Genomic DNA, 5,748 nt, shown 5'->3' on the forward strand with positions numbered 1-5,748 from the left:
GCGGCCACTGTGCAGGCTTTCCGTCGGCCGTTCGATGCGCCCGCAAGTGATGGCCGGCGCACTGTCCGCCGCGCCGGATACGCTCCAGGTGCCGGCGCAGCATTCGGCCAGCCTCACCGCCAGCTCGGGCGTGGGCAGGCCGCCGATGCAAATGGCCTTCATGTCCGCGCGGCCGGCCCAGCCGGCGGCGAACATCGCCTGCCACGCATCGGGCGCCGCGAACATTGCGCTGGCCCGATGGTTCTGCGTCAACCTGGCGAGCGCTTCGCCGTCGTGCGCCTCGCGCGGATTGGCCAGTATCAATTCGGCGCCGATGGCCATCGGCAACAGGTTTTCGATGATCGCCTCGCCCGTCGCTGGCGCAGCCGTCGCCAGGACGCGGTCATCCGACGACAAGCCAAGCGCATCCTGCATGCCCTGCAGCATGTTCGCGACGGCGCGGTGGGTAAACGCCGCGCCGCTGGGCCGTCCGTTTGCATTGGGTGCATAGGTGACGATCGCCGTCTCGTCGCCGACGCTTTCTGGCACTGATGCATCGCGGTCGCTCGGCGCGGCGATGATCTCGACGGTATCGGCATCGAACCATAAGGCTTGCGCGCGCGACCACTGCAGCGTGTTCTCCAATGCGCCGTCGCCCACCAGCAGGGCGATGCGCGCATCGGTGATGATTTCCTCGAGGCGTACGGGCGGATCGGTGGGATCGAGCAGTACGCACACGCTGCCGGCCTTGAGAATGCCGAGCAGGCCGGCCAGCCGATTGATGCCCGGTTCTGCCGCCAGCCCGATGGCAGTGCCCGCGCTTGCGCCGCGTTTGCGCAGGCAATGCGCGATACGGTTGGCGCGGTGTTCGATCTCGATGTACGGCGTTCCCCAACTGCCGAAGGTCAGCGCCGTCTTGTCCGGCGCCTGATCGGCATGCCGTTCGAACATGGCGGGGATGTTGGCGGGCAATCGGATTGTCGCGGACGTCGCGTTCCAGTCGCGCTCCTGCGCCAGCTCGGCCTCGCCGATGGCGGTGAGCGCGCTAACGAGCTGCCGCGGATCCTCGCTGACGCGCGCCATCATCGCCAGGTAGCGGTCGCGCAGCAGGCGCGCTGTTTCGGCCTGCAGGATGTCGGCGTTATAGGTGACGCCGCCGACCATGCCCTTGTTGCTTTCCAAAAACCACAAGCCGAGATCTTCGGTGGCGCCGCTCTGGAACAGCAGGATCTGTTCGTGCGCCAGGCCACCCCAGTCGACGATGCGCTGGCGCGCATCCTGGAACGAAAACAAGGCCTGGTACAGCACCGCGCCGCTGCCGGCGCCCACGCGCAACTCGCGTTGCAGGTATTCCAGCGGCACATCGGGATGGCCGAAGCTTTCGATCGCCGCGCCTTTGACGTGACGCACGAAATCGATGAAGGACAGCGTGCTGTCGACTGCGATGTGCAGCGGCAAAAGATTATTGAAATAACCCATCACCGATTCGACTTCGGTCTGGTTGCGCGCGCGTACCGGCGTGCCGACCACCAGATCCTTTTTGCCGGCCATCGCGCTGAGCAGGACGTAATACAGCGCCAGCAAGCTCATGTTGAGCGTGGCGTCGGCCATGCGCGCGACCTCGTGCATCGCATCGGTCGCCGCCTTGGGCACGCGGATCCATTCGGTACGCCCGATGCCGGACATGCCCGGGCGCCGCGGCTGGTCGGTGGGCAAGGCGCGGATGTCCGCCATCTTCGCCAGCCGCTCACGCCAGAACGCAAGCTGGGTCTGGAACTGCGGACCTTCCAGCCATTGCGTGTGCCACTGCGCAAAATCGCCGTAGCTGACCGGCAGCGGGGGCAGCGACGAGGGCGCCCCTTCGACCGCCGCGCGATACAGCGACGACAGTTCGGCATACAGAATGTCGAACGACCAGCCATCCCAGATGATGTGATGGGGCATGAAGAAAAAGACGTGGTCGTCCTCGCCGAGGCGGAACATGCGCGCGCTGAACAACGGCGCCCGCGTGAGATCGAACGGCGTGTCGGTCAGCGCCTGCAGGCGCTTCATCAGGGCCGGTTCCCGCTCGCTCTCCGGCAGGCCGGAAAGGTCTTCGGCCGGGAACAGGGGCACGTCCAGGTCGGCAACGACGATCTGCTCCACATCGTTGCCGTTGCGGCGAAACGCCGTGCGCAAGATCGGCTGGCGCTGCATCAATGTTTGCAGTGCGTTCTGGAACGCGGCCTCGTCCAGGTGTCCGCGCAAGCGGTGCGCGGAAGGTGCGTTATAGGTGACGCGTCCGGGCTGCAGTTCTTCCAGCGACCACAGGCGGCGCTGCATCAGCGACAGCGGCGCACGGCTCTGGTCTTCGCGCCGCACGATGGGTTGCGCGGCAGGCGCGGCGCCGCTGTCGGCCTGCGCGCGGATGGCCGCGGCAAGCTCGGCGATGGTCGGCGCATCGAACAAGGTGCGGAACGACAAGGTGATGCTGAACTCGCGATTCAGGCGCGCGGTAAGCTGCGCAGCCAGCAGCGAATGGCCGCCCAGGGCGAAGAAATCGTCGCGCACGTCGAGGTCCGGCAGTGACAGCACGCTTTCCATCGCCGCGGCCACGCGGCGCTCGTCGTCATTGCGTGGCGCGATGCGCGCCGTTTCCGAGGCAACCGAATGGACTTGCGGCGCCGGCAGCGCCTTGCGGTCGATCTTGCCGTTCGGCAGCAGCGGAACCGCATCCAGCGGCATGATGTGTTGCGGCAGCATATATTCCGGCAGGCGCTGCTTGAGCCGGTCGCGCAAGCCGCTTTCATCGAATGGCATCTGCTCGCGCATCACCACGTAGGCGACCAGCCGCACATCGCCCGGACGATCTTCGCGCGCCAGCACCACCGCACGCTCGACCTCGGGCACGTCGGCGAGCACGCATTCGATTTCGCCCAGCTCGATGCGGTAGCCGCGCACTTTTACCTGGAAATCCAGTCGTCCCAGGTGTTCGAGCATGCCGTTGGCCAGCCAGCGGCCGCGGTCGCCGGTGCGGTACATGCGTGGGCGTGGTCGAGCCTCAGATGCCACGTGATCTGCTCCCTCCCCTACGTGTAGTAGGGGAGGGTTGGGGTGGGGTGAAGCAAATTTCGCGGTGGATTCGGGTTGTGCCGCAAGCCCATGCAACCCCACCCCATCCCTCCCCTGCACGCAGGGGAGGGGGCTTAATTCCTCGCAAGATTCAGTATCCCGATCAGCAAACGGATCGGGCAGGAAGCGTTCGGCATCAAGCTCCGGCCGATTCAAATACCCCAGCGTGACGCCAGCGCCGCCGATATAGATTTCGCCCGGCACGCCCAAGGGGCAGGGTGCGCCATGCTCATCCAGGATATGCACCGCGGTATTGGCGATCGGCCGCCCGATGAAGATGCCGGAGCGCGGCTCGGCGACGCGCCAGTACGTGGAATACACCGTGGTTTCGGTGGGGCCGTAGCCATTCCACACTTCGCTGCAGCGTTGCAGCAGCGTTTCGGCCAGGTCGATCGCCAGCGGTTCACCGCCGGATACCGCGCGAAAACCTTCGCGCCCGTTCCAGCCCGCTTCGATCAGGATGCGCCAGCCGGCAGGCGTGGCCTGCATTATGGTGGCGTCGCTTTGTTCTACCAGTCGGCGCAGGGCGGCGCCATCGCGCACGTCGTCGCGATCGGCGATGACCACTTCGGCGCCCGCGCTCAACGGCAGCATCAACTCCATGAAGGCGATATCGAACGACAGCGTCGTCACCGCGACCAGCCGATCGTTTTCGGCGATGCCGGGAACGCGCTGCATGCTGGTGAGGAAATTCGAAGTGGCGCGATGGGGAACGCGTACGCCCTTGGGCCGCCCGGTCGAACCGGAAGTGAAGATCAGGTAGGCCACGGAATCGGGCGTCGCCGTCGTGTCGTCGCGCGGCAAGCGCGCTGGCGAAGCCGATGCGATGGCATCGGCATCGTGCGTCAACGACAGCACGCGCGATGGAGAAAACTGGAACGCCTGCGGCGTGTCGTCGTCGACGATGAGCGCAGCCAATGCAGCGTCGTCCGCCATGAAGGCCAGCCGGTCGGCGGGGAACGACGGATCGAGCGGCACATAGCCCGCGCCGGCCTTGAGCACCGCCAGCACGGCCGCCAGCATGTCGGTGCTGCGTGCCAGCGCAATGCCGACCAGGCTGCCGCGAGCCACGCCGCGCTCGCGCAAAACGTGCGCCAGCCGGTTGGCGCGGGCTTCCAGTTCGGCATAGCTCAGTTGCCGTGCGCCGTGCCGCACCGCGGCGTTGTTCGGTACGCGGTCAACCTGCTGCTCGAAATATTCGTGCGCCAGCTGGTGCTCCGGATACGGCGTGCTGTCCGGCTGCAGCGATGCGATATGGCGTTGCGCCGCCTCGGACAACAAGGCGAGTTTCGCCACGGCCGTGTCCGGCGCGGCGACGGCGTTGCGCAGCAAGGTTTCGTAGGCGTCGAGCCAGCAACGTATCGTTTCCTCGCGGAACAGGTCGCTGTTGTACTGGCATTCCAGGCGCAGGCCGTCGCTCACCTGCACCGCATTGACGAACAGCTCGAAATTTTCGAACGCGCGTGCATTGCCGCAGAATTCGAAGCGCAGGCCGGGAAAGGAAAGCGTGCGCTCGTCCAGCGCCTGGTCCAGGTTGAACAGCACGCTCACCAGGGGCAAGCGGCTGGGATCGCGCGGCATCGCCAACCGCGCGAGCAGGCTGCCGAGCGTGTATTGCCGGTGATCGAACGCGTCGAGCAGGTCGCCGCGCAGGTGATCGAGCAGGTGGGCCAACGGCGCTTGCGGATCGATGGCGGCGCGCAGCGGTAGTACGTTGACGCAGTGGCCGACCAGGTTGTCATGGCCATCGACGGCTTGCCCCGCGCTGGGAATGCCGATGACGACGTCGTTCTGTCCGCTCAGTCGTTGCAGCAGGGCGCTGAAGCCGGCCAGCAGGGTGGCATAGAAGCTGGCGCCGCGCCGCGCACCCATGCGCTTGATCTCCGCGACCAGCGTGGCGTCGAGCAGGCGGTCTTCCCGCTGCGAAGTGAACGTGCGCCGGCGGCGGCGCGCGCTGTCGACGGGAAGATCCAGCGAGGTCAATTCGCCGCTGAACCGATGCAACCAGTACTGCTCGTCGGCATGGCCGCTATCGGTCTGCGCGCGCGCTGTTTCGGCGAGGGCGTAGTCCGTGAACGCATCCGCCGGGGCAGGGCCTTCGCCCTGGCCTAGCCGTTGCGCGTACAGCGCGGCGAGGTCGCGCGTGATCACGCCGAACGACCAGCCATCGCAGACGATATGGTGTGCCGTAAAAATCAGCAGGTGTTCCTGCGCGGATAGCCGCAGCAATTGGGCGCGCACCAGCGGACCGTGTTCCAGATTGAACGGCGTAATCACCGCCAGCTCGAGCGCCGTGGCAATGTGTTTTTCGCGCGCGGCTTCGTCCAGGCCGGACAGGTCGCGCACGGCGCAATCCAGTTCCACGCGCACGGCGATGCAAAGCTCATTGCCGTCCGCGCTCAGGGAGGCGCGCAGCGCTTCGTGCCGATCGACTACACCTTGTAATGCCGCCTGCAAGGCGGCGACGTCGAGTTCGCCGGAAAACTTTATGGATACCGATTCGTTATAGGCGAGCGACGCTTCCTGCTCCAGTTTCGCAGCCAGCCATATTTCGCGCTGCGATTCCGTCGCGGGCACGACGCGGGCGATTGCGGCGCCGGCAAACGGATCGTAGTCGACCGCCGTGGAAACGATGCTCACTTCGCTGGCATTCATGGG

At 66.1% G+C, this 5,748-nt stretch carries 1 protein-coding gene; it reads right to left on the bottom strand.

Annotation, left to right across the window (positions count from 1 at the left end):
- Positions 1-5,730 (bottom strand): non-ribosomal peptide synthetase (locus VMA74_RS14295; protein ID WP_325368085.1); only part of this gene is annotated, 5,730 nt, incomplete at its 3' end.
- Positions 5,731-5,748: the final 18 nt, after the last annotated feature.

Source organism: Dyella sp., assembly GCF_035508675.1.
In the GTDB taxonomy this organism is placed as follows: domain Bacteria; phylum Pseudomonadota; class Gammaproteobacteria; order Xanthomonadales; family Rhodanobacteraceae; genus Dyella_B.